This window comes from Pedobacter ghigonis (genome assembly GCF_903166585.1).
GTDB lineage: Bacteria > Bacteroidota > Bacteroidia > Sphingobacteriales > Sphingobacteriaceae > Pedobacter > Pedobacter ghigonis.
This window is the reverse complement of the sequence record NZ_CAESCM010000018.1, coordinates 49,263-75,250: the sequence shown is the minus strand read 5'-3', so window position 1 is coordinate 75,250 and position 25,988 is coordinate 49,263. Positions and strand designations below refer to the sequence as shown.

19 protein-coding genes and 2 riboswitches are annotated in these 25,988 nt (G+C 41.9%); of the genes, 3 read left to right on the top strand and 16 right to left on the bottom strand.

Features of this window, described 5'->3' with window-relative positions; translation table 11 throughout:
- Nucleotides 1–29: 29 nt before the first annotated feature.
- From HWV58_RS21300 to HWV58_RS21265, 8 genes are all read right to left on the bottom strand, one after another.
- Nucleotides 30–1,166, bottom strand: coding sequence for a TlpA disulfide reductase family protein (locus HWV58_RS21300; protein WP_175636030.1), 1,137 nt, complete (start codon nucleotides 1,164–1,166; stop codon nucleotides 30–32).
- A 68-nt stretch (nucleotides 1,167–1,234) separates the two neighbouring features.
- A complete protein-coding gene (locus HWV58_RS21295; protein WP_175636029.1) occupies nucleotides 1,235–2,656 on the bottom strand; it encodes a PKD-like family lipoprotein in 1,422 nt (473 codons plus the stop codon).
- Nucleotides 2,657–2,666: 10 nt separating this feature from the next.
- The gene (locus tag HWV58_RS21290) at nucleotides 2,667–3,476 is read right to left on the bottom strand and encodes a DUF4843 domain-containing protein (protein ID WP_175636028.1); all 810 of its coding nucleotides are present in this window, start codon (nucleotides 3,474–3,476) and stop codon (nucleotides 2,667–2,669) included.
- 28 nt (nucleotides 3,477–3,504) lie between these two features.
- The gene (locus tag HWV58_RS21285) at nucleotides 3,505–4,995 is read right to left on the bottom strand and encodes a RagB/SusD family nutrient uptake outer membrane protein (RefSeq protein ID WP_175636027.1); all 1,491 of its coding nucleotides are present in this window, start codon (nucleotides 4,993–4,995) and stop codon (nucleotides 3,505–3,507) included.
- Nucleotides 4,996–5,026: 31 nt separating this feature from the next.
- Nucleotides 5,027–8,359, bottom strand: coding sequence for a SusC/RagA family TonB-linked outer membrane protein (locus HWV58_RS21280; RefSeq protein ID WP_175636026.1), 3,333 nt, complete (start codon nucleotides 8,357–8,359; stop codon nucleotides 5,027–5,029).
- Nucleotides 8,360–8,632: 273 nt separating this feature from the next.
- A complete protein-coding gene (locus tag HWV58_RS21275) occupies nucleotides 8,633–9,769 on the bottom strand; it encodes a FecR family protein (protein ID WP_175636025.1) in 1,137 nt (378 codons plus the stop codon).
- A 184-nt stretch (nucleotides 9,770–9,953) separates the two neighbouring features.
- Nucleotides 9,954–10,538: an RNA polymerase sigma factor gene (locus tag HWV58_RS21270; protein WP_175636024.1), complete on the bottom strand. Its 585-nt coding sequence runs from the start codon at nucleotides 10,536–10,538 to the stop codon at nucleotides 9,954–9,956.
- A 369-nt stretch (nucleotides 10,539–10,907) separates the two neighbouring features.
- The gene (locus tag HWV58_RS21265) at nucleotides 10,908–11,780 is read right to left on the bottom strand and encodes a sugar phosphate isomerase/epimerase family protein (RefSeq protein WP_175636023.1); all 873 of its coding nucleotides are present in this window, start codon (nucleotides 11,778–11,780) and stop codon (nucleotides 10,908–10,910) included.
- A gap of 146 nt (nucleotides 11,781–11,926) precedes the next feature.
- On the opposite strand from HWV58_RS21265, the gene HWV58_RS21260 reads away from it, so the two are divergent.
- A complete protein-coding gene (locus tag HWV58_RS21260) occupies nucleotides 11,927–12,517 on the top strand; it encodes a hypothetical protein (RefSeq protein ID WP_175636022.1) in 591 nt (196 codons plus the stop codon).
- Between the two features lie 116 nt (nucleotides 12,518–12,633).
- Here the strand turns inward: HWV58_RS21260 and HWV58_RS21255 are convergent, their stop codons facing one another.
- From HWV58_RS21255 to HWV58_RS21225, 7 genes are all read right to left on the bottom strand, one after another.
- A complete protein-coding gene (locus HWV58_RS21255; protein WP_175636021.1) occupies nucleotides 12,634–13,323 on the bottom strand; it encodes a superoxide dismutase in 690 nt (229 codons plus the stop codon).
- A 9-nt stretch (nucleotides 13,324–13,332) separates the two neighbouring features.
- Complete coding sequence (locus tag HWV58_RS21250; protein WP_175636020.1) at nucleotides 13,333–14,238, bottom strand: DUF4397 domain-containing protein; 906 nt, start codon at nucleotides 14,236–14,238, stop codon at nucleotides 13,333–13,335.
- A gap of 16 nt (nucleotides 14,239–14,254) precedes the next feature.
- Entirely contained in the window at nucleotides 14,255–17,020 is a 2,766-nt protein-coding gene (locus HWV58_RS21245; RefSeq protein ID WP_175636019.1) for a TonB-dependent receptor, read from the bottom strand.
- An 83-nt stretch (nucleotides 17,021–17,103) separates the two neighbouring features.
- Complete coding sequence (locus HWV58_RS21240) at nucleotides 17,104–18,078, bottom strand: cytochrome-c peroxidase (protein WP_175636018.1); 975 nt, start codon at nucleotides 18,076–18,078, stop codon at nucleotides 17,104–17,106.
- 170 nt (nucleotides 18,079–18,248) lie between these two features.
- Nucleotides 18,249–18,914 (bottom strand): YceI family protein, encoded by a 666-nt coding sequence (locus HWV58_RS21235; protein WP_175636017.1) that lies wholly within the window; start codon nucleotides 18,912–18,914, stop codon nucleotides 18,249–18,251.
- A gap of 65 nt (nucleotides 18,915–18,979) precedes the next feature.
- Nucleotides 18,980–20,302: a peroxiredoxin family protein gene (locus tag HWV58_RS21230; RefSeq protein WP_175636016.1), complete on the bottom strand. Its 1,323-nt coding sequence runs from the start codon at nucleotides 20,300–20,302 to the stop codon at nucleotides 18,980–18,982.
- Between the two features lie 21 nt (nucleotides 20,303–20,323).
- On the bottom strand, nucleotides 20,324–21,643 hold the full coding sequence (locus tag HWV58_RS21225) for a peroxiredoxin family protein (protein ID WP_175636015.1): 1,320 nt from the start codon (nucleotides 21,641–21,643) through the stop codon (nucleotides 20,324–20,326).
- Nucleotides 21,644–21,818: 175 nt separating this feature from the next.
- Nucleotides 21,819–21,929, bottom strand: a riboswitch (SAM riboswitch).
- Nucleotides 21,930–21,961: 32 nt separating this feature from the next.
- A riboswitch (SAM riboswitch) is annotated at nucleotides 21,962–22,067 on the bottom strand.
- A 585-nt stretch (nucleotides 22,068–22,652) separates the two neighbouring features.
- On the opposite strand from HWV58_RS21225, the gene HWV58_RS21220 reads away from it, so the two are divergent.
- Both HWV58_RS21220 and HWV58_RS21215 read left to right on the top strand, forming a co-directional pair.
- Nucleotides 22,653–24,242, top strand: coding sequence for an ABC-F family ATP-binding cassette domain-containing protein (locus tag HWV58_RS21220; protein ID WP_175636014.1), 1,590 nt, complete (start codon nucleotides 22,653–22,655; stop codon nucleotides 24,240–24,242).
- An 18-nt stretch (nucleotides 24,243–24,260) separates the two neighbouring features.
- Nucleotides 24,261–24,857, top strand: a complete 597-nt coding sequence (locus HWV58_RS21215) for a TetR/AcrR family transcriptional regulator (protein WP_175636013.1) — start codon at nucleotides 24,261–24,263, stop codon at nucleotides 24,855–24,857.
- 18 nt (nucleotides 24,858–24,875) lie between these two features.
- Here the strand turns inward: HWV58_RS21215 and HWV58_RS21210 are convergent, their stop codons facing one another.
- Complete coding sequence (locus tag HWV58_RS21210; RefSeq protein ID WP_175636012.1) at nucleotides 24,876–25,919, bottom strand: alpha/beta fold hydrolase; 1,044 nt, start codon at nucleotides 25,917–25,919, stop codon at nucleotides 24,876–24,878.
- Nucleotides 25,920–25,988 lie beyond the last annotated feature (69 nt).

Below are 25,988 nucleotides of genomic sequence, written 5' to 3'. Positions count from 1 at the left end.
CCTCTGAGCGTTATAAAATAGGTGGACGATTAATTCTTAAATATTTCGGCCAGTTTTTTATTTAAAGGTTCGCCCCTTAAACCATTGCCGATAATTGTTCCGTCACGATCAACCAGGAAACTGGCAGGCACAGCCCTAACACCATATAAACGACCTACTTCGTTGTTCCAGCCTTTTAAATCGGAAACATGCAACCAGGGCAAACCATCTGTTTCAATGGCTTTTAACCAGTTTTCTTTCACATTATCCAACGAAACCGATAAAATCTGGAAGCCCTTATCTTTATACAGGTTATACTCTTTAACCAGATTAGGGTTCTCGGCACGGCAAGGACTGCACCAACTTGCCCAAAACTCAACCAATACTACTTTACCCTTTAAACTTTCTAAAGAGACTGGTTTTCCCAGCACATCGTTCTGTGTAAACAAAGGTGCTTTGGCTCCAATAGCCGTTATGCCATTGGCTGCAATGCGTTGCGCAAGTTCTTTTCCCAGATCGGTAGCACGCAATTCTTTACTTAAGGCATTGAATACAGGTTCTACTTTCTTTACATCTACTTTTGCCCCTGCCGACTCAGACAGAGCCACTAAACCAAAAAATGAATTGGGATGGTCTTTTGCAAACTGAAACTGTTTCTCCTCGCGGGCTTTGATGTTGTTGCGGTAACGGGTATCAACCGCTTTCATATAAGCCGGATCTTTTTGCTGCTCTGGTGTTCCGCTATTGAAATCGGCATTTACGGCTTTGGTTAGAGCCATAATGGTACCGCCAATGGTTTTGTTGTAAGCAGCATATTCGTTATATACTTTCGAACCGGTAAAGCTTGCATTATCTAACGAATCTTTTGAGCTGATTAAAACCTGCTCTTTACCAAAGTAGAAATAGATTACATCGCCTGTGTAGACTGCGCGTTGTTTGCCTCCACCGGTATGATCGAGTGCCATACGGGCATAAGCTATACCAGAAACATGACCGGTAAAGCGGAAAGTTCCGTTTACCACTACAGTCGAATCTTCATGGCCCACGCCGTTGTCCATATAATCGATGTAAGCTTTTGCCGGGGCATTCAGGTTGCCTATTTTGCCGGAAAGGCTAAAGTTTGGTGTTTGCGCCGAGGTTAAAACCGGGAATAATAAGGCCAATGCGGCTAATTTTATAATTTTCATTTGTTCGTTCTTTATGGTTAAAATTTCCACGTGCGTGGCTTTTAAAAAGCTACGCACATGGAATAGGGTTATTTTCTGATTGCGATGTCAACAGGAGCACCTGGAATGCCTTCGATCTTTTTAATGAATACGCCGTTCATTCCGGTAGCTATGTTTAGAAAGGAAACAGTCTGTTCTGTTCCTACCATCAACGTTTCTTCGTCTTCGCTAAGTTTTAGCATGGAAATCGTTTTCCCGGTAAAGCTTGTAGCCAGTTCTCTGAGTTCTTCATTTACAGGATTGTACCGGTAAACTTTACTGCCATTGGCAATATAGATTACCCCATTTTTAGCACCGCTCCATTTTGTATTTTCGTTGATCAACTCTTGACGCACAAAAAGGCGTTTATGCTGAGGGGTAAAAGTAAACGGACCATTAAACTGAACATTAAACTTAAGCTCGTAAATCTTTCCGTCGGTTCCCTTGCAAAAGGCAAAACAATCTGCGTTATTGAGCTGCTCTAAATGAACAAGATCCATACCTACATTGGTAGGATCGAAAGCAGTTGTTGTGCTAACCGAGTATTGGGTACCAAAATAAACAGGCGCTCCATATAGATTGATTCTGACAAATTGTTTCCTGTTCCGGTCGAAACCAATAAAATAAGTGGCCGATTGCGTAAAGCTCATTACAAAGGAGGAAGCCAATTCATAATCGCCATCAGCAGGTAAACCAAACATACCATAGGTAGCAGCCTGATCCCAGGTGCTGGTGGTGCCTCCGTAAAATTTGCCATTTACCACGCCCATCATTACCCCCTGAGGGTGTGATATCAGGGAGCCGACTTCAAGATTATCAGGTGTGGTAAAAAAGTTATTCTTAAGTGTATTGGGGTATTTCGGATCTTCCTGCATGGTATTTGGCTCCAGCCTGATGCCTCCGTTTTTTGTAATAATCCAATAGCCTAATAAGGTACCTCCGGTAAATGTATTTCTAAGCAGAAATAAATTTGTAGGGTTTGGAGGCAGATCCTTGCCTTGCATGGCCCTGTATAAACGCGCCTGCACACTGCCGTCAGGTTTTACAAATGAAAACTGCGTTGTTCCGTTTTCTATACTCAACACTGTTGTACCGCTGGCAAATTCTGTCCCGCCATCTATATAAAACTTATGGAAATATTTCATTCCGTTGGCTTTATTGAATACGGTTAAGCGGGCAGCATATCTTTTAGCCTGCAAACCAAATATGATTTTTAATGCGGGCCCTTTATAAAGCACATCGTTTCCTTCAATTACACTGATTCGCCATTCAAGGTCTACATTAGCAGCATCAGTACCTTCTATCTTTGGTTTGATGATCAGACTATCGCCCACACTTGCTGTATAAACAGAATCGAGATTAATCACCTTAGGCTCGACAGGCATATTGATATCGTAATTACCCAGGTCTTTATGACATGCGGCAATAGATACCACTGCTATAATTAGCAATATTATTTTTTTAATATCCATGTTTTTATATTTAAATAACCTCATTGCCGTTTTCATCTATAAAATAGTATTTACCATTTTGCATATTTTTCCGTAAAAGTGTTTTTTTGGACGGATTTTTCTTGTTGTAGAAATAGTACCTATCTGTATTGCCAGCAGTTACCTCTTCAATCACATATCCTTTTGCTTCATTTTTGGTAACCCAATTAAAAGGATTGTTTAACATCGTGGTTAACAGGCCTATATAATAGAGGTTTTTTGGTGCATCCAAACCGTCGGTTGAGAGTGAGGTTTGTCCGGTTACCAGAATGAACAATTCATGTTTGGTTCTCGAATAAGGGGGAAGCGGCCAGGTATCCCACCAACCCGGTTTTTCCAGTTTGGCCGAGAATACGACTTTCGCCCTAATGAGATAAGGATTTTCGATGCCCAGATCGGGTGTACCAGTTAATTTGATCAGTATCGAAACCGATCTGTTTTCCAGTTCCTTATCCTTATTATAAATTACCAATGGAATGTATCCTATTCCCCTGTTAGGAAGAATGGAATATTGGGGTTTTAGTGCTTCATAATGAACGCCAACAGTGGCTGTAGAAGAATCAGCGTCTACCCGTGCACTAAACTTCCTGTCTTCAACGGTCCTGATTCCTGATAAACGCACCGGTAGCCAAACGGTATCCTGAGCTAATGTAGGGTTATAGGCAAAAGTTCTTACGATACTATCTTTATCACCATTATAAATATCGAAATAAACATTAGCGTTGTGATCAAAACGCATCTCTTCTGCTTTTTTGCAGGAAGCAAGGCAGAATACCGCGAATATTAATATATATTTTTTCATAATTTGCTATTCAAAAATTTCACATGTTTTATCTGCCACCATAAACGATTTCATCGTTAGGCAGTGGAAGTACGAAAATATTATCGGAAGGAGGAATAATTACGCCGGTTTGCCCTACAATACCCCTATTTAGCCTTTTGTACATATAAAACAACTGCCCTTCTGCCAGCCATTCTTTACGTGCATCTTTAAGTAGCTCTTTTAATAAATCTTCTTCACTGTTTATAGATAAAGGATCGCCAATTTGTCTGGCTTCCCGAACCTGTGTAAGGTAATTGACTGCGGTTGCAGGATTGGTGGAGTACGAACACTCGGCAGCAATGTAATACATCTCACTCAGCCTGATTGCAGGTGCCATCAGGTAATGTAGATTTGCATTCGCCTCTGCACTTAAGGGGTTTCTGCGGTATTTAACAATATCATAAGATCTCGACGATTGATTTGAAGTAGCAGATAGCCAGTATTTGTAGCGCGAATCACTTGCGCCAGCTGTTGCCTTTTCATAGATATAATCAGCAGCATCCTCAATTAAATAAAATCCTCTGGTACCACTTTGAAACCAATTGTCTTTTATTTCTTTTGCAGCACCAGGTATATACCATCCGAAAACAAGTTCCTTGTAAAGGATACGGTCTTTTTTTGAATCTTCAAAAGCCTCAAAATCACTTTTTGCTGTCCATGGGAATTTTTTAGAATCGATTACCTCTTTAGCATTTAACAAGGCTTTCACTTTATCATTTTTATAAAGGTAAACCCTGGCCAATGTTCCGCATACTGCATAATAATTCATACGGTGTCTTCTGTTCTGTAAAAAAAGACTAGCGTTTTTCTCCTCTGTATTTTTCAGTGTATCGCTAACCAAAGGGTAGTTTACAATATAACCGGCGCTCCGGATGGGATCTGCAGTTAAAAGTTGTTTTGACTCTTCCAGATCTTTGATGATTAACTCGATGGCTTCCGACACTGTAGACATAGGCGTAATTTCCTTTGTGTACTTGCTGGCATACGGAATTCCTTTTGCAGCAGGGTTTCGCAAATACGATGGCGCAAAAAGACGTAGTAAGTCAAAATGTAGGTAGGCCCTTAATGCAAGTGCTTCTCCTTTTACAATGGCATAATTTGAGCCTGTAAAAACATTCCTTTTCGCATCAACATTTTCAAGGATCAAATTACAGTTTACAATGGAATTGTATAAACCAGCCCATATTTTATCCTTCCGTTTGATAAACTCGCCATGTTTATAATTGTACAAGGAGGTCTGCCTGTAATCCTGTCCGTCATCACGCATCGAAAAATTTTGCGCCAATACCTCGGTTGTACCGAAGGTAAGTTCTTTACCATAAAGATCTGATTCGGTACTGCGGTTATACACGCCATTTATTGCTTCCATGAAACCGTTTTCGGTACTGAATAAAATTGGGGCGGCGATTTCTGATTCCGGCTCAATTTCCAGCCATTTCTTGCAGGAACTGAATAATCCTGTTACTAAAATAAGGCAGATTAATAATCTAATATTCATGTTTTTTATTTTAAATCTGTGATTAAAAAGTTTAAAAAGCTGCTCTAACAGAAAAGGTTAAACTCCTGGTAAACGGGTAATTAATACCTCTTTCTTCTTTAACCGACGACCAGCGCACCACGTCATTTGCAGTTACCTGGAACATCAAACTTGACATCGATAGTTTGGATGCTATTTTTTTACTCATGTCGTAAGAAAGGTTGACTGATTGAAGGTTGATCAGATTATCAGGCTGTATAAATCTTGAACTTACATCGGTCTCGCCGATATCAGCTATATTTTTGTAAAAAGAGAGGTCACCAGACTTCTTCCATTTTTCTTCAAACACGCGGCTGTCAACATTATAGCGTGGATCTGCATTTTCAACACGCTCTACCAGGGTTAAATTATATTTGTCGCCTCCGAAAAAGGTTTGAAACTGCACATAAAGACTAAATCTTTTGTAGTTAACCGTTCCGCCAAAGTAACCGCTCACTTTAGGGTTAGGATCGCCAATTACAACGTAATCGCGCTTATCATAATCGTAGGTTATGCTGCCGTCTTTTTTGAGGTATAACTCACGTCCGTTTTCCGGATCAATACCCAATGAACGTACACCATAAATAGCATTGAAAGGTTGTCCTTCGCTAAAACGAAGTAATGGAATCCCCCTGTAGCCGCCATCTCCAGGTTTTACCGACTGCAATTCATCGGCCCTATCGTTATATTTCTTTAAGGCATTCGAGATCCTTACCACCTTATTTCTGTTGGAAACCATACTGGCATTCAGGTTTACCGACCAGTCTTTGCTCCTCACCGCATCTATTGTAAGTCCTAATTCAGCTCCTTTATTCTCCATGTCTCCAAGGTTTTCTTTATACGATAAGAAACCTGTTGAAGGAGGTAAGGTGATATCGGCCAGAATATCTTTGGTAAACTTCTTGTATACCCTTGGCGTAATCATAATACGGTCTTTAAATAACCCGATATCTACGCCAATATCCGTCATCCGTGTTTTTTGCCAACCCAGGTTTTCATTACCATAACTGTTTACACTAGCACCAATGCCTGATGAATACCAGTTTCCGGTATTATATTTATAAATGGTCCGCGATAAATAGGGATCGAACTCTACTGAACCAGTAAGACCTGTAGAGGCCTTTATTCTCAGTTGACTGATTACTTTATTATCCTTAAAGAATTCCTCCTGATGTACATTCCAGCCTAATCCGAACGACCAAAACGGAGCCAACCTGTTGTTTACACCGAACTTAGAAGAACCGTCGATACGAACAGTTCCATCCATCAGGTAACGGTTTTTGTAAGAGTAGTTCATGGTGATGAAAGAACCGAAAAGTCTTGCTTTTTCGAGCTTACTTAATGGTTTTCCATCTTCGGCATATCCCTTGGCAAATCCTATACTGGTAAAGCGGTCGTTCGCAAATCCGATTGCGGTAAATTCTTTTTGATCGCGAAGTTCTGTCCTGGCGTTTACACCTACTAGTGCATTAAAATAATGGCCGCCTATCTGCTTTAACCAGGTTAACCTGATATTACTGTCCCAATAGGTTTCTTTCATCTCCCTATTTGTGTACTCGCCCTTTTCGTCGATTTTATCTGAAGTGTACAGATAATATTTATTTGCCATGGGAGATGTGAATACATCATCGGCGTTTGATCGCGTGGTTATGCTCATCTGAGCCCTTAACCTCAAGTCCTTTGCCACTTCCAGATCGGCAGAAAGGTTATCAATGATTTCGGTATACTTTGATTTATTAAAACTACTTAAACTGGCATCATACAGTGGATTAAACACATATTCTTTTGATCGGTCCTGTTTTTCGTAGACATCTGAAATTCGCATAACCATGCCATTCGCATCTTGCAAAGGATAGTAGGGATTCATCCTTACATAACTTGAAAAATCACCATACGGGGATTCTGTAGCCCCTACCTGGGTTACAGATAATTCATTTCTGAACTGAATTTTCTTAACGTTGTACTGGAAACTCATTCCACCTGAATACTGGTCTCTTTGCGATCCTTTCATTGCTCCAGGTCTTGTTTGGTAGCGTAGGTTAACATTGTACCGAAAGGCCGATGAACCTCCATCAAGATTTATAGCATGTTTATTTCCGATCGTATTACGTAAGGGTTGAGAAAGCCAGTAACTGTTAACACCACCCACAACATTTGCCTTTTTGTGGTAATAAATTTCATCCAGCTGATCCTGAGATACCTGTTGCTTAGCAGAATTATATAAACCTGCCAGAACTTCATAATCCAGTTTTTGAGCTGCATCTAAAACCTGATAATCGCTTAGATCTGCAGCAGTTAGATTCAATTCGTAATTGTATTCAACCCTTAGTTTGCCTTCCAAAGGTGTTTTAGTAGTGATCACAATTACGCCATTGGCTGCGCGCGAACCATAGATAGCGGTAGCAGCAGCATCTTTCAATGAGGTAACAGAGGCAATTCTGTTAACGTCAAGATCAAACACTTTCTGCACACTTACTTCATACCCGTCAAGCATGAAAACCGGCATATTGGCTGTTCCAAGAATTTCATCCCGTCTAAGTACCTGACCATCGCCACTGGGTAATGCTGAAGCGCCTCTGACATTAATAGACGGAATTCGATTAGGATTTGAGCCGGCAAGGTTATTATCAATCAGTTTAAACGATGGGTCGAATGTGCCTATACTTTGAAGCAAATTTTGCGGATTTACCCTTTTCAGCTGATCTCCGGATATCGTAATGGCATTACCGGTATAGTTATCTTTCTTGATGGCCTGATAACCGGTAATCACTACATCGGTCATCTGCGTCTGTTTAGCCGTGAGCCTAATATTCAGTGTTTTGCCCGCGCTTGCTTTGGCTTCCTGTATTTCGTAGCCCACATAGCTAAAAACAAGTGTAGCGCCTTCGGCAATCGTTACCTTAAACTCGCCTTTCTCGTTAGTTACGCCAATACTGGCGCCGTTTTTTACGGAAATATTAACACCAGGCAAGCTTTCGTCATTGTCTTTATCTACCACCTTACCTTTAACTTCGATCTGGCTGACTACAGCAAGCGGCTCCAGGGGCTGGTTCTCTTTATTGCTGATTACAATGGTTTTGTTTACAATATTAAAATTGAGGTTTAGCCCTTTTAACGACGAGTTTAAGGCCTCGGTTAGGCTGGCATTTTTTAACTCTACAGTAACCTCGGGCTTGCCTTCTAAAAGCTGACCTTTGTAAAAGAAAAAGTAACCGGTTTGTTTTTTAATCTCCTTAAATATCGTTTTTAACGGAGCTGTTCTACGGGATAGGGTTACAGTTTGCGAAAATGTGGCGGCAGAAATATGCAAAGTGCCGACCAGTAGTAATATAGCAGTCAATTTCATGACCAATAAAAATTTAATCCTTACCCTCCGTATAGCGCATACGGGGTTGTAAAGGGTAGTTAATTTCATACCTTTGTTTTGAATGAGGTTAATAAATAGCAGCTGGGTTTCGAAGCAAGCTGCTGTGTCCAAAATTTCTGCCGGAAGCGTTGCGACGCTTTCGGTTTTTTTTGCGGTACGAAATTAGATTTCAGGTAATTTTTTCATCATACAGTTTAGTTTAATTAGTTGATTAATTGTTTGGTTTATTGCCTTTTTAGTGACGGGCAAAGTCTATCTGGTTTTACTGCCAGATACAGTAAGCACTTTACCTTTGGCATCAATATGAACGTGGTTAAGTTCCAATATTTTGAATACTTCGGATAAATTGCTGTTTCTTGGGATTTCACCCACATATTTTTCGTCGGTTATTTTACCCTGATATACCACATCGAGGTCGTACCAGCGCGATATCTGCCGCATAATGGTTTTCAAATCGTCGTTATCGAAAGCAAAGAGATCGTTTTTCCAGGCCAGTTCTTTATCCACATCTACATCCGGGTTTATGCGGAGTTTTGCATCGGCAAGGTTAAATAGCGCCTGCTGGCCAGGTTTTAGTTTTAAGCTGTTTGTACCATTCGAAACATTCACGGCACCTTCTAAAAGCGTGGTTTTAACCACTGCCTCATCATTATAGGCATTGATGTTAAAATGTGTACCCAACACTTCTACAGTTTGCTGATTCGTAACAACCCTGAATGGTCTGTTTTTATCTTTTGAAACTTCAAAATAAGCCTCCCCCTGCAGCGATACCCTCCGTTCGTTTTTAGCAAATGATGAAGGATATTTTAAAGTGGAAGCTGCATTTAGCCAAACTTTTGTACCATCGGGTAAGGTTACCTGATATTCGCCACCTCTTGGGGTCGAAATTAGATTGTTACTGATTGTTTGATTGGTGTTACCTGCGGCATCTTTAATAATATATTCGAGTTTACCATTGGCTGTTTTACGAACAACAATACCGTTCTGCATGGCTATTTGACCGGTTTTGGCATTATCCAGATCAATAACAGAACCATCGGCCAGGGTTAAAATGGCTTTGTTGCGACCGGGCTTAACATCGTTTAAAGTACTTACTACAAGCTGTTGTTGCACATTGGTACGCGTTGCCAGGTAAAGACCAACACTCAGGCACAATAAGATACTGGCCGCCACTGCAATGCGCTTATACAGCACCAGCTGCTTTGCCCTTTTTCTGCCCAGTTGTAACTGTTGCCAAACCTCAGCCTGGGTAGCGGTAATGCGTTGTTGCTTTGGCGTATCGCCTTCAAAAGGAAGTTGCTGATACCATTGTTCTACAATGGCTTTTTCGTTGGGGGTACAATTACCTGACAAGTACTTATCCAACAATATTTTCGCATTTTTCTCCATTAACAACAATCTTTTAGGGTTGATAATGTATATACGGCGAAGGGTATAGCCTGGGGGTACGCGGAAATATATTTTTTTACTTTTTTTTTCAGAAGGTATAAAATTTGATTGCCCATTTTAAAAATCTGACACTCAAAATCTTTAAATCACAACCTTTATCTCGCCAAAAAGCAGGATTTTCCCCTTAATGATAGGTTTTAAGCATAAAAAGAAGATAGGTAACCAAACCTAAACGCGAACGCAAAATTCTAAGCGCTCTTTTTACCTGCGTTTTTACTGTTAACTCAGAAATTTCGAGTAATTCGGCAATTTCTTTGTGGGTTTTATTCTCCATGCGGCTCATTAAGAAGATTTCGCGCATTTTCGGGGGTAAAGCATCTATTTCGCGCTCTATTAAAGCAGCCATTTCTTTTTCACGCACCAGGTAATCGGTTAATACATGTTCCCGATCAAGATAGCCCTGTAAAGAACCAATGTATTTATCCTCAACTTTCTGATGCGCAAATACATCAATCACCCTGTTTCGGGTGGCTGCATACAGATAAGCAGATAAATTACCGTCGGGTGCTACCTGTGCCCTTTTGATCCATAAAGTTTCGAATAATTGCTGTACCAGGTCTTTGGCTTCTTCCTCGCTGTTTAAGCGTTTACTGGCATGGATAAACAACAAACCGTAAAAACGGTTGTAAATTTCGGTAAAAGCCAGCTCATCATCCTTAGTCAGTAAGAAAGCTAGTTCATTATCCGAAAATGAGCTGTAAGTGTCCATCGCAATCGGTTGCAAAGATAATATTATTCGGTCAGTTTGCACTGAAATTAACAGTAAACCGGATGTAGTTTTATATTGATAGGCAAGTAATTAACTCAAGTTGAGCGTTGTAGAATGTAGAGAAAGTAATTAGCTAACGAAAGTCCTGTTAAGCTGCCTGTAGAAACTGAAGGCTTCAGGCTGCTATAAGAACTAACCAGGAAATTACTATCTAATTATATCAAACCAGACTGAAATCATATTTAGAAACCGTTTAAATTTCTGCGAAATATCAATTGAGCGGTGGAGACACCGCCCATTAGCAACGCTAGAGGTGGGTGTCCTCACCCACCTGATATACCTGTGCATTGTTTTTAACCCGCATATAGGCTATCCCTTTTCTGCATCAACTTCGGCCAGTTGCGCCGATAAATATTTGTAAGCAGCGGGTATTTCTACCGCAGCATTGCCAATGCTTCCTTCAATAAAAATAAGGCCCTTGTAATTAATATCGCGCAAGGCGCGGAAATAAGGTTTAAAATCGTCGCGCATTACACCTGGTAGTGTACGTTTTTCTTTTTCTGCCACTTCGCAATAGCCTACCAGGCCTTTTGCAGCCCATATTTCATCAGGCGATTCTCCTTCGCGCATCATGTGAAAAATATCTACATTAAGTCTGAAATTGGGGTGATCTACTCTTTTTACAATCTCGGCAGCCGATTTAAGCGATGTAATAAAAGTGGTTTCGGTGGTTTCGAGGTTTTCGAGTGCTATTACCACTTTATATTTTGCCCCAAGCTGCCCTATTTTTTTACAAAGTGCCACAAAATCTGTTTTAGCTTTAGCCAGATCGTAACCTACCGGGATATTGCGCGAACCTCCGCTACCTAAAACAATCAGCTTTACGCCTGCCTGCCCTGCCCTCGAAAGTACCGAATCGGCGTACGATAAAACCTTGCTTTCTACCACATCTGGACCTGCTATTTTAATGTTCCCCGGAAAAAACAGGTTACACACGGTTACTTTACACCTGGCAGCTTTCATCTGTTTCAGGTTGGCGTTAAAAGCATCGTCGGTTACAGCAGGGGCAAGCATTTTCCTTACCGATTCGCCAATCATGGTAAAACCACCGGCATGGGCAATACTGTCTTGCCCTAAGCCCGACATAATACCCAAACGTTGGGCATACTGTTTATCGGGTGCAAAACCCGAAACGGTTAGCAAGGTTAAAAAAGCAAGAAATGTTAAATGGCTAATTCTCATATCAATTTGGTTAGGGTGGTTATTTATAAAATTAAAGATTAAATTCTTCAGTTTCATCCTGTATTGTCCTGCTTCCAAAAAAAATCCTGTTAAAACTTCTTTGATCCGTTTGCAAACCTATCTTTGCAAAAAAAATTATTAAATACATGTCTGAAATTAATCAATATCCGGTTCTCGATTATCTGGTAAACGTACTGAAAAATGCCATCGCCGATTCGAAAGTTGAAAAACAATCACAAAATGTATCTGTAGTTAAAGATGGTAACGATATCATTCACGTAGAACAGTTGTTTGATGAAACCGGCAATCATGCAAAAATTGTAATCACCGATAAAAAATTAATCGTGATCAGCGAAGATTTACTGGAGCCTTTGCAAACCATCCACACCACAGTAAAAGGAAACGAAGACCTAAAAAAAGAATTACAGGCCACTACCATCATTATAAACGGTTTAGATATTGAAACTGAGCTGGTATTTCAGGCTGCACGCGACTGTTTTGACGAGTTGAGCGATAGCTATGAATTTAGCAAAAACGTTGAAAAAGAGGTTTCTAAATTAAAAGTAGCATTAAAATTTGGGGCTAATCCACTCGAATTGATTATTGTAAATGATGCTTCAGCCATCCATGTTGCACCTAATTTTACCAAAGCACTTGGTGCGGGCGTAAAAAAAGCCATCGAAACTGATGTGGCTAAAGTTCAGAATGCATTGAACAAACATTTCAAAAAAGGATAACAGCCATAATAAATTAGCGGAACTCCCTATCCGGGCGAGTTCCGCTCTTCTAACCAAATATAACCTGCAGAAAGCAGGGCTTCTTTAAGCCATCAAATGGCCTTGTATTCAAACTATTAGGTTAACCTGCCTGCTACTACATCCCAGTCAACCACATTCCAGAAATTAGCAATGTAATCGGCCCTTTTGTTCTGGTATTTGAGGTAATAGGCATGTTCCCAAACGTCGAGTGCGAGTAAAGGAGTGCCTTTCACTTCTGCCGAACCAAACAATGGATTATCCTGATTGGCCGTAGAAGTGATTTTAAGCTGTCCCTTATCTTTAACCAGCCAGGCCCAGCCAGAGCCAAAACGGCTGGCTGCTGCTTGTGCAAATTGTTCTTTAAAACGATCAACCGAGCCAAAAGCTTTATCAATGGCTGCTTTTAATTTCCCTTTGGGTACTGATGCACTACCGGGCTTTAGCGTAGCGAAAAAGAAATTATGGTTCCAGGCCCCGCCACCGTTGTTGCGCGCTTTAGGCGAAAGACTGGCCGCATTTTCGAAAAAAGTTTCGACAGTAGTGTAAGGTATTTTTTCGGCCGCAATGGCTTCGTTTACATTTTTGATGTAAGCCGTATGGTGCCTGGTATAATGGATCTCGGTGGTAAGCGCATCGATATAAGGCTCGAACGCATTAAAGGGATATTTTAATCGCTCTTGTACGAATTGCAAAACAAAAGCATGCGATAAAGCCGGACTCAAAGCCAGGCCTGCAACTGCGGTGAGGGAGGTTTTAATAAAATTCCTTCTGTTATTTGTTCTCATCAGTATCCATTATTTAGTGTGTACAATCAGTGTAGCTTGCAAGGCGGCATCAGTAGCGAGGTTGCCATTGATAAACAGCGTATAGATTTTACCTTCTTCAAAATTAAGATTGCTCAAAGCCGCAGTTTTTACCGGTACCAGCGTACCTGTGCTGTTGTTTCTAAGCTCGAGGTTTTGTGCGGAACCTGCAGCAATTTCCTTAAATGGCCCCAGCGTTTTCCAGCTCAGCCCCGAAATGGTAGCTGGTGCTTTTCCATTGGCATCGTAGCTTAGTTGCACCTGATCGCCAAAGTTACCGTAAGCCACATTGGCAAACCAGGAAGTGCCTGCAGTGGTTTTTAAATCGAGGTTAGGTGCATCGGGTGAGAAATTGGCAAACCTGATTTTGGCTTTACCGGCAGCCGGTGCAGTTAAATCGTCGTACACCAGCACCAAACTATCTCGGTTACCCGGATTTAACTTGCTTGGCCTGCGCTTGGCAACGGTAAACAAAGTATGGTAGTAACCGGCAATTGGTCCATTCGGCCCTGCGAACGATGCTTTATCTGTTTCCTGTGCAAAAGAAGCCGCGCCGCCAAAAATATAGGAAGATTTATAACTGGTATTGCTGCCCTCGGTAGTATTGTACTGTACTTTACCAAACTGGGTATCGAGATAAGTGGTAGCCACATTATGGGCAACCAGTGTGGTATTAATTTGCCGGGTAAAATCCAGAAAATTAACCGGCGCAGTAATGCTGAGTGCATTTACCAGTTTCACCTTCGCGCTTAAAGGTTCGCGATCGGCATTATCGGTATCTAGGTATTCGGTTTTCTTGCACGATGGTAAAACCGCAATTAAAACCCAGGCAGCCAGTACCAGTTTATGGATAAACGTCAACTGTTTTAACTGATGTATGTTCTTTAAAAATTTCATGTGCTTGTTTTAAGGATTAAAATTTGGCCGATAATCTTACAAATGGCTGAATGCCGGCATTGGTACCTGCCTGCGCGCCGCCTGGACCAGGATTACGGGTAATGTTGCTTCCCGGTGCCGGAACGCTATAATCGCCCAATACATTAAATAAATTATTGGCGCCTACAGTGGCCAGCAGGTAGTTGGTTAATTTATAGCCGACCGAAATATCGGTTACCCAAATCGGGCTAAATGTTTGGTAGTAATAATCGGGTTTCGGAAAATTGGCATTAAGCTGCGAAACTGATACCACGGATCCAAAATACACGGTACGTAATAAGAGGTTTAATTTTTTATAATTGTAGGTACCCTGTAAACTGATTTTGGTTGAGGGAATATTGTTGGTTACACGTGCCTGTTCCGACTCGTCGAATATAATGTAACGGTAAGCTTCCAATCCTTTGGGCGTATTTACGTTGGTGAGCTTGGTATCTAAGAAATTGGCACTGGCCAGAAAAGAGGCATTTCCACCGTTTTCGAAAAGAAATTTATAGCTACCGGCTACTTCTATCCCCCTGGTTCGGGTACTGAAAGAGTTATAAAAAAACTTGGCCTGCACGGTTCCGGTTTGTACAAATAGTGCCCGTACATCGGCCGGTAAATTGGTATCGGTTGCCGAAAAACGCCCGGTATTTCCCACCCTGTCATTAATATCAATCTGGTAGGCATCGACCGTAAGTTCTACGTTTGGCAATGGCGAAGCGGTAAAACCGGCTGTGTAACCTTTCGATTTCTCGGCCTTTAAGGCAGGAATACCCAAGGCTGTAGTAGCCGGATTTACATTATTGGCCGTAACCTGATCGATAGCTACCCCATTCTGAAAAGTAGTAGAGGTTTCGGTATAGTAAAACTGGGCCAGATCGGGCGCGCGGAAGCCCGAATTAATGGAAGCCCTTACGCCTAACCAATCGGTAATGCCAAAGCGCGAAGCAGCTTTATAGGTAAATACACTACCAAAATCCGAATAGTTTTCGACCCTTAATGCACCAGATACCAGCCATTTAGGCGTAATATTTAATTCGGCATCTAAATAAGCCGCAGAAATAGACCTGCTTACGTTAACTTCGTTTGAAGGACGAAAACCGGCATGAATTTGCGAACCCGGAGAAAGCCCGTTTAAAGGCGTTAAACCCAGCGAAGTTGTGTAAGGAATACCGGTTGCAGTAGTATCAATGCCATAAATGGTGCGGAGATCGGCTTTTGAATACGAACCTTCCTCACCAGCGATGATCTGATAGGCTTCTACCCGGTACTGGCCGCCAAAAGCAACGTTCAAGCCGCTCAATACCTTGTCGAAATAACGGCTAAAATCTAAACCGGTAGTATTTTGGCTAGCATTGTAGCTTCCTGCATCGAACTTACGCGGACTTCGCTGGCCCAGGCTGGCATTGAGTGAATTGCTGATTACATTGGAAAAATCGTTGATGCCATATACGTTGGAAATATCCACCTTCCAGTTTTTCACTTTGGCTTTTACACCAATAGCCAACGATTTATCGGAAAGAATGTTATCCATAGCTGGTAAAAAACCGTCGGGATAAATAAAGGTATTGTTCCGCTCAGTCCAGCCTGGCGGGCGGTACACAGCAGTAAATTGTGAGGTGCGGTGACTGATGCCTCCGAATGAATAAAGTTCTACATCATCTTTTAGCGGAACGGAAGCATTAAAAAACAATAAACCATCAATGGCTTTGTTGGTACTTCCACGCTGATCGAAATAATGGCGGTCTATCCCCCTGCTGGCTAAAATGGCATCGTCTATATCTTTAGTATAAATCTGGTCGAATCCCCTGGTATTGGCACCACCACCGTAAGCCGGGCCAATGTACAAACCAGATTCAGAATTGCCAACCGGTAACGAAACTGCCTGGGTGGCAAACTCGCCCGTTACATTTAAATAACCACCCTTATTACCGAGTTTAAGTCCGTAATTACTGCTGGTGCGGGTAGTTAAACCATCGCCACGTTTGCGCGCACTCGCGGTTGAAGTAAGCGAAAGTTCCTCGGTACTTTTCTTCAGTACAATGTTAATTACACCGGCAATGGCATCAGAACCATATTGTGCAGCGGCACCATCGCGCAGGATTTCGATGCGTTCGATGGCTCCGGTTGGAATGGCATTTAAATCGTAACCAGTAGCACCATTACCCAGGCCACCCCAGCTAATGTTGGAACTTTTGTGGCGTCTTTTGCCGTTAATCAGCACCAATAACTGATCGACACCCAAACCACGCAACTGTGCGGTTGAAGTAGCCGAGGCTGCATCGCCTCCACCCGAAACCGACGAATGGAACGAGGGCGATACATATTGCAGCAACTGCGTTACACTCACCTGCGGTGCCGACTCCTGCAGCGCCTTCAGATCAATAATATCAACCGGGTTGGCCGAGTTTAATTTGGTACGGTTGGCATTGTGCGAACCTACAATACTTACTTCATCCAAACTGCTGGCCAGGGGTACTAAACTAACATTGATGACCGATTGCTGGCCAATTTCTACCTCTTGTGTTTTATAACCTACAAAAGAAAACTGCAGAATTTTACCATTACGGATGGCTACCTGATAACTGCCGTTTTTGGTGGTAGAGGCACCTTCGTTAAGGCCTTTTACTTTTACCGATACTCCGGGAATAGGTGTTTGATCGTCGGCCGAAGTGACCACACCCGTTATAAGCCTTTTTTGCGCAAAGGTATTGATTGCAAAAAAGAGTATTGTGGTTATTAATAGTATGTTTTTTTTCATTTTATGTGTTAAAATTTGGGCATAACAAGGGCTGTTGCGCTTTTTTTTTTTGCGCAAAAACGATGTGCCATTCCTTTAATTGTCTAGTTTTTGGCCGGGTTGTTTTTAGCGGTTAAAAATCTTTCATCAGTAAGCGCTTTCAGAAATTCGACCAGGTCGTTGATATCGCCATCGGATAGATTGAGTGGTTTATCGAGCGATAAATCGCGGTTAATGCCATCGTGTACCACCGCCGATGGATTGTTATAATATGCCACAACTTCTTTAAGTGTTTTGAACTGCCCGTTGTGCATATAGGGAGCGGTTAAAGCCACATTACGCAGTCCCGGTATTTTAAATTCGCCAATGGCTGTGCTGTCTTTCGTGATGGTAAAACGTCCGGCATCTTTGAGGGTTTTACCATTATAAAGGCCAATATTTTTAAAACGATCGGCGGTAAAATCTTCTCCCGAATGGCAGTTGTTGCAGTTGGCCTTACCAATAAACAACGGCCGCCCGCGGGCTGCCGCAGCCGAAAGTGCATTATCATCGCCATTGATGTAACGATCGTAAGCACTGTTATTGGTTTCTAAGGTACGCTCAAAAGCAGCGAGTGCTTTTAACAGGTTATCTTTGGTAGCCGGCGATTTAAATACTTTTGCAAAAGCCTCAGCGTATGCCTTATCCTTGTTCAGCCTTTCTACAGCTTCTTCAATGCTCAATCCCATTTCATCGGGTGAAGTAATGGGGCCTAAAGCCTGTTCCTCGAGCGAAGCTGCCCTTCCAGCCCAGAAAAAATGTGTGCGACCAGATAAATTGGTAAACCCCGGCGAGTTGCGTGCGGTTAGTTTACCGCCAATACCAATGCTAAAAGTGGCCGTATCAGCAAAGGCAAATTCGGGCCGGTGGCACGATGAGCAGTTAATGCTTCTGTCTTTCGAAAGGATGTTATCGAAAAATAAACTGCTCCCAAGTTCTTCTTTGGTTTGGATTTCGCTTACGCCGCCTCCAACAAAAGCTGCCTGGGTAAGCAACAGCACAATAAAGCTCAGTATGATGATAGCACTTCTTTTTTTCATCGGTTCAATTCTGTTTCTTTTAGCCCTGATTAAGCTTATAAAATCGTTTGGCAGTTTGTTTTAAATTGGAAAGGCTGTATTGTGAACTTGCTTTAAGCCCATCGGCTTCACCATAACGATAGCCAACAATACAGCCTTTCCTATTAAGCGTTTTAGTTTAGGTTGGTTTATTATCCGGCATTGGCCACTAAGGCTACATCGATATCAAAATCATCGTATATTACTTTATCACCAAGGTTTTCGAAAAAGTTTTTTGATCTGAACTTGATATCATATTTAGTACGATCGATGGTAATTTTAGCTTTTGCGATTAACTTTTTACCGGCAACATCAATGGCCGCCGGAAAACTTACCTCGTTGGTAATGCCTTTAATTGTTAGTTTACCAGTTAAGTTATACTGGTTGCCACTTCCTTTTTTGGCAGATGTAATTACAAAAGTTGATGTCGGAAATTTCTCCGTACTGAAAAAATCGTCGCTTTTTAAATGGCCCAGTAATTTCCCGTTGGTCGAAGCATCTGTAACATCGGTTACGGTAATCGATTTGGTATCAATGGTAAAACTGCCTGATTTTAGTGTTGTACCATCAATTACAAATGTTCCTTCGCTCACTTTTACGTTACCGCTGTGTTCGCCGGTGGCTTTTTTAGCCAACCAGGTTAGTTTGCTGCTGGCATTATCTACTTTGAACGATTGTGCTTTTAAAGCATGCTTAGGTGTGGTAATTATTTTCTTTGCAGCAGGTCCGTTGTGGTTTGCCGCAGCAAAGCGGTTCGACTGTGATAAAGCGCCTAAAGAGGCCAGGGTTAATAGCGAAATGGTTAATGTTAGTTTCATTTTTGGGTTTATTTTTTTTAGATAATACCGGTTAAACCATCAGTTTAACCGGCGTAAGGATATGATTATTTGCTTTTTTGCGTGTTTTTATCACCCGTTACCGAAGCAGTAGCCGTAGCATCTTCTGCTATCAGTTCATCCAACAAAGCGTTAAATTTTTTCTCGTATTCTTTATAGTATTTTCCGGTAACAGTGCCGGTGTAACCTGTATAAATTTCGCGTACTTCGCCTTTTCTATCGATGATGATGGTAGTTGGAAAGGCAATAAATTTATTGAGTGCCGGCAATTTCTGCGATACCAGTTTTTTATCGGCCAGGCCACCAAAAAGGATATCGTATTTTACATCGTATTTATCGCGCAGTTTGCCCAGTGTGTATTTGGCGTACTCCAGGTCGTCTTTTTGTTCGAAACCAATGGCAATGGCCTCTACTCCTCTTTTCTGGTTTTTGTTAAACCATGGCGAAAGAAATACCGTTTGATCGGTACAGTTCGGACACCAGGTACCCACAATTTCTACAATTACCACCTTACCTTTGTACTTATCGTCGCTTAGCGAAACCGATTTCCCGGCAAGATCGGGGAAGGTAAAATCGAGCTTTTTATAGCCTTCTTTTAAGAATGTAATTTTGTAGGGATCGGGCAATTCGGCTTTATCATCTTTTACACCATCAAATTTGGTATTATCGTAAATTCCGGCTGAAATTACGCCGCTAATGGTACCATCCGGATTGATTTTACCTTTGTAAATTTTAGGACTTGGCCCTGTAAAGCCCGAAAGCACAAACTCATCGCCTTGTACAGTACCTTCCAGTTCCCGGCTATCGCCTGTTACCTGCATAATTACCCCGGTTAGCTTGTTTCCGGTTTGTTTTAGTATGGCCACCTTGTTAGGCACCTGTTCTTTTGAATAGAACTTAAGCTCCCATTTGCCCGATATATTGGCCGCAGGTGCCACATCTTTCCCCGGTTCAACAAAGCGGTACTTTTTGCCATGCTCGGCAGTAAAAGGAAGCGAATTGCCTCTGAAACCCGGCACTAAACTGCGGTACTCGCCTGATAATGTACCATCATCATTTATTTTGGCTACCAGGGCGGCATCGTAAGTATTCATTTTAATAAATACCGAATCGGGTGCAATGCGTTTTACATGGAAATCATCGCGACGGGTGCCGTTTAACAGGGTAAATGTGGCATGTTCGAAATCCTTGCCTTTAAATTCGAAGTTGAAAGGTACTTGGGTTTCGCTTACATTAAATACACCACGCCAAACTCCTTCTTTTATTGTTTTTTGTACAGGTGCCGGTAGCACACCATCGGCCAAAACCTGTCCACCGATAAACAGTGAACTGAGCAAAACTGCTCCTTTAAAAATTTTATGTACGCTCATTTTGTATTGGTTTTTTAATGACTATTTTCCTTTTAATAATTGATTCTGATTGTTTATCGCCGCAGTTTCAGGTGCCGGTTCAGCAATCAGTTCGTCGAGCACGCGGTTAAATTTCTTTTCGTAATCGTCGTAATATTTACCCGTTACGGTGCCGGTATAGCCAGTGTAAATTTCACGCACCTCTCCTTTTCTATCAATGATGATGGTGGTTGGGAAAGCAATAAACTTGTTAAGTGCCGGTAGTTTCTGCGATACCAGCTTCTTATCGGCCAGCCCGCCAAATAAAATATCGTACTTGATATCGTATTTGTCTCTCAGTTTTCCGAGCGTATATTGGGCATAAGCCAGACTATCTTTTTGCTCAAAACCAATGGCAATGGCTTCTACACCACGTTTTTGGTTTTTGTTAAACCAGGGCGAAAGAAAAACAGTCTGGTCGGTACAGTTCGGACACCAGGTACCCACAATTTCTACAATTACCACTTTGCCTTTGTATTTATCGTCGCTCAGCGAAACGGCTTTACCTTTAAGATCAGGAAAAGTGAAATCGAGTTTTTTATAGCCTTCTTTTAAAAAGGTTAATTTATAGGGATCGGGCAGGTTGGCATCGTTGTTTTTAGTGGCATCGAACTTGATGTTTTTATAGATACCAAAACCCTGATCGCCTGAAAGCGTGCCATCTTCATTTACCTTGCCTTTAATAATAAACGGGCTTGGGCCGGTAAAACCTGATAAAGCAAATTCATTTCCCTGTATAGTACCTTCAATTTCACGGCTATCGCCTACAACCGTCATAATTACGCCCGTAAGCTTGTTCCCGTTTTGTTTCAGCACCGCAATTGATGCCGGAACAGCTTCTTTGCTGTATAATTTAAGTTCCCATTTGCCCGATAGGTCGGCAGTAGGTTTTACATCTTTACCGGGCTCTACAAAGCGGTAGGTTTTACCCGGCTCGGCCGTAAATGGCAGAGAGTTCCCCCTGAAACCCGGTACCAAACTCCGATACTCACCACTTAGCGTACCATTGGGTTCTATTTTGGCCACCAGGGCAGCATCGTAAGTATTCATTTTAACGAAAATCGAATCCTTCCCAAGTCGCTGCACATGGAAATCATCGCGACGGGTGCCATTTAGCAAAGTAAAAACAGCATGTTCGGGATCTTTGCCCTTGAATTCAAAATTAAAAGGAACAGCCGATTCGCTTACAGTGAACACGCCACGCCAGATACCTTCTTTGATAAAAGCTGCCGGCGGGTTGTTGGTTGCCGAAAAAGCCGAACTGCTGATAAACAGCCCCAGGGTGAGGCCTTTAAGTGCGGGTAGATAGTTTTTAAAGTTCATGTTTATGGTTTTTAGTTTAGTAATCCTGTTTTTTAAAACCCTGTGCAGCAGACATACCTCTTCCATGACCGGTAAATTACCAGCCGCTTAATCAAAAAAGAAAAGCATGTTGAAGCTGTAAATGCTATTTACAACAGCAGGAGTTTTGTAGTTTAAGTGTTTTCATATCTTAGTTAATTTATTTTTCCCCCGAAAAATTTCGGACGAATGAGTAAAGCACTTATTTCATTGCTGAAAAGTTGCTAGAAGATCGACGAGGCTCCCTCTCCCTTCTTCTGTATAAATCATCTACTAGTGGTGGAATTATTAGATGCAGTAAATTTATTTTTCCGGAATACCTCCGGAATGAGTAAAGCACTTATTTCATTACTGAAAAGTTGCTAGAAGATCGATGAGGCTCCCTCTCCCTTCTTCTGTATAAATTATCTACTATTGGTGGAATTACTAGATGCTGTAAAGGTAAAACAAAAAATATTAAAAAGCAATTAAATCTATAGATTTTATAGTATTTATTTTTTCTGTGATAATCGAGCAGTAATGATGGCTTAATCGTAACTTGTGAAAAGCATTAAATAACATCCTGGATTGTACGCCATGTGTGCCAAATGAATTTTCCACCATTACATAAAGCGCCGCATATTGCACAACCAGGATGTTATTTTTTTATGAATTGTTGAAATTCACCCGACTGACCACAACGCGATCCTGGTGACTGGCCAAATATAGAAAAAAGTCGACCATTTTAGTATACTTTATTAAAAATAATCAGTCTCCCTCTTATTTTGCCTTGCCATAGCTTTGCTTCCCTTGCTATCTCATTTCTTTTACTGGGCGAAATAAGCTGGCACAACATGGTAGGCGATTAAGCATATTAACATCCAATTAACTCATATTCTGTCTCTTACTACATGATAATTTTTGTTTTATTTTTACTTAACATTTTTGTTAAACAAAAAAGAATAATACATTTGCAGCATAAATATTTTTCAACTTACTAATGTTAGCTGCTATGAGTTTAATCATCCGATCCCTTTCTTACACCCATCCCGATAACGAACAGCTCTTCCATAACCTCTCGCTAAACATTGCCAGCGGCGATAAAGTGGCATTAGTAGGCATTAATGGCGTAGGCAAATCGACCCTGCTCAAAATGCTTGCAGGAACTTTGCAACCCGGTTCGGGCGAAATTATTACGCATGAGAAACCCTGGTATATTCCGCAGCATTTGGGCGAATACGATCAGTATACCGTTTCGCGTGCACTTGGCATCGATCAGAAACTAGAAGCCCTGCAAGCTATCCTTTCAGGTGATGCCGATCAGCAACATTTTACCAATCTGGATGATGACTGGGAAATTGAACAAAAAGTAAGTTCGGCACTAAAAAAATGGGGGCTAGAACATTTATCAGCCGATCAGCTGCTTGGTGGTTTAAGCGGAGGGCAGAAAACTAAGCTTTTCCTGGCCAGTATAGACCTGCACCAGCCAGAGTTAATTTTACTCGACGAACCTTCCAACCACCTGGATATCCAAACCCGCAGAAAATTGTACCAATTGATAGCGCAGAGCAAGGCCACTATTCTGGTAGTAAGTCACGACAGGAGCCTGCTTAACCTGATGAACAAAACCCTCGAGCTGAGTAAAAAAGGGATTGAGGTTTATGGTGGCAATTTTGAATTTTACCAGCAGCAAAAGCTGGAAAAGGTTAATGCCCTGCACGCACAACTTAACGAACAGGCCAAAACACTTAAACAAACAGAGAAGAAGGCACGCGATGTAGCCTACCAGCGCCAAAAGCAAGAACAGCGTGGTAAAAGTGCCGGACAAAGCAACTCGCTTCCCCGCATTATTGCTGGTGGATTGAAAAGTAAATCGGAACGAAGTACTGCCAAAGTACTGGATGCCCAGCACGAAAAAATAACGGGCTTACAGGAAAACATGCAGGAAACACGGTCACAAATTCAACAATATCAGGTGTTAAAGATCAACATCAAGGCATCCGAAATGCACCATGGAAAATTACTGATCGATGCCAAAGCAATTAACTTCGGATATACGCTTCCTTTACTACCACAAGCCCTAAGTTTTCAGCTCCGATCGGGCGAAAGGCTGCAGATTGAAGGAGCAAATGGTTCGGGCAAAAGTACCTTGCTAAAAATCGTAACCGCTGAACTGCAGCCCCTGGAGGGAAATTACAGCGCCAGCGATTTTTCCTATCTTTACCTCGATCAGGATTATGCGATGATTAAGCCTGACCTAAGCATTTACGACCACATACAGGAGTACAATTCGATTGGCTTGCAGGAACACGAAATCAGGGCATTTTTAGTGCATTCGCAATTTGATGCAGCCGCTTTCGACCGGAAATGTGCAGGCCTGAGTGGAGGTGAAAAAATGAAACTGGCGCTCTGCTGTCTTTCTGTAAGTAACCTTAAACCCGACGTGCTTATTCTGGACGAACCGACAAACAATCTGGATCTGAAGAGCCTGGATGTACTTACTGCGGCCATAAAAGATTATGCAGGCACATTGCTGGTGATCTCTCACGATGAATATTTTATCGGAGAAATTGGCATAAACAGGCACATTAATTTAACTTAAAAGCGATTAAACGATAACATGCCACTTAAAAATACCGGAACCGAACAACTGATTAAGGACACTGCCAAAAGGCTTATTTTTGCCGAAGGTAAATTGCATGCTACCACGCAGGAAATTGCCGATGCAGCCGGAGTAAACCGTACCGCATTGCATTACTATTTCCGCTCGAGGGATTTACTCATAGCAGCTGTTTTTCAGGAAGCTATGCAAGGGCTAAGCGAGCGCCTCAACGAATGTATGACCTCGACCAAACCATTCAGGCAAAAGGTCGAATTTCTAATCGAAGTATTTTTAAAGGATATGATGGCTTTCCCCTATCAGGAAACTTTCCTGGTAACCGAAATCAACACGCTGGGCAAGCAATTGGTTGGAAATATCGATTCAGGTCCTGTTAAAAACTTTTTAAACGAAGTGCAACAGGAAATGGATTCGGGCCATGTTAAAACGATGCCTCCCTACCAATTCCTGATGAACCTTTTTTCATTATTATCGTATCCCCTGATCATGGCCCCTTTGTACAAGCAGTTATTTCAACTCACCGATAATGCTTTTGATGAACTCATTACTTCCCGTAAAACAATGATTATGGACCTTATTTTTATACATCGCGGATAATCAAAGATGAAGAAATGCTTAGCGGGCCAGATTTGTAACCTCAATAATAGCATCGGCAAAAGCTTGTGGAGCCTCCTGAGGCAGCACATGACCAATGCCACCGCTAATGGTATGGTGTACATATTTACCGGTAAATTTACTGGCGTATTGTGCAGGATCGGGATGCGGTGCCCCGTTGGCATCACCCTCAAGGGTTACTGTTGGTACCGAAATAGCAGGTGAAGCAGCCAGTTTCTTTTCAAGTGCATCGTATTTAGTTTCTCCTTTGCTTAAGCCCAATCGCCAGCGGTAGTTATCGATCACCACCTGTACGTGGTCAGGATTATCGAAGCCTTTTGCCGATTCCTCGTAGGTTGCATCGCTAAAGTTCCATTTTGGTGAGGCCAGCTGCCAGATTTGTTTGTTAAAGGCTTTGGTATTGGCGGCATAACCCGCTGCACCGCGCGCCGTTGCAAAATAGAATTGATACCACCAGGCCAGCTCAGCTTTTGGTGGCAAAGGAGCCACATTTCCAGCCTGGCTACCAATTAAATAACCACTTACCGAAACCAATCCTTTAACACGTTCAGGCCAGATGGCTGCAATAATATCGGCGGTACGAGCCCCCCAGTCGTAACCACCCAATATGGCTTTTTTAATTTTCAAACCATCCATAAAGGCCACAATATCTACCGCAACTGCCGATTGTTGCCCGTTGCGTGGAGTAGTTGTATCAAGAAACCTCGTTGTACCGTAGCCCCTTAAGTAGGGAACGAATACATGGTAGCCTTTTGCCGCAAGAAGGTGCGTTACTTCACTATAACTGTCTATATCGTAAGGCCAGCCATGAAGCAAAATACCCGTTTCCCCGTCACCCGGACCTGCTTCGGCATAACCAACATTCAGTACGCCCGCCTTTACGTGTTTTTGTGCCACCAAAGGTTTGCTGGTTAAAATATTGCTGTCGGTTAAATTAACTTCAGCAGCCTGTGCAACACCCAAACCGCTTAGCAGAAAGGCAACAAAATATACTGTTATTTTACCCCAAAGACCTGTCTGTTTTTTAATTGATAATCTGTTCATGATTTTATTGGTTTTAATGGTTGATTTATTCTTTTCTTGTGATTGTATAGCAAAACTAGTGGCTTTAAC